Annotated in this window: 1 protein-coding gene; it reads left to right on the top strand. The window is 56.5% G+C overall.

The window, feature by feature from the left end; translation table 11 throughout:
• Window positions 1-18: 18 nt before the first annotated feature.
• Window positions 19-416: DUF1116 domain-containing protein (locus E0L35_RS25765; RefSeq protein WP_212751726.1), on the top strand; the 398-nt coding region annotated here is incomplete at its 3' end.

Below are 416 nucleotides of genomic sequence, written 5' to 3'. Positions count from 1 at the left end.
GAAAAAATGTGCGGCGCGATGAAAGGCGCGGTCACCGGAGCGCTGGTGTTCGAAGGACTGGCGAAAGATCTCGACGAGGCGGCTGAACTGGCGGCTTCCGGGGAGATCACCTTCTCGCCGTGTCACGAGCACGACTGCGTGGGATCGATGGCGGGTGTTACCTCGGCCTCGATGTTTATGCACATCGTAAAAAACAAAACCTACGGCAACATCGCTTATACCAACATGAGCGAGCAGATGGCGAAGATTTTGCGTATGGGCGCTAACGACCAGAGCGTGATCGACCGCCTCAACTGGATGCGCGATGTGCAGGGGCCAATGCTGCGCGACGCGATGAAAATTATCGGTGAGATCGATCTGCGCTTAATGCTGGCGCAGGCGCTGCATATGGGCGATGAGTGCCATAACCGCAATAA

Origin of the sequence: Halomonas sp. ATBC28 (genome assembly GCF_005937175.1) — a bacterium.
Classification (GTDB): Bacteria; Pseudomonadota; Gammaproteobacteria; order Pseudomonadales; family Halomonadaceae; genus Vreelandella; species Vreelandella titanicae.
This window is presented reverse-complemented; position numbering and strand designations above follow the sequence as displayed.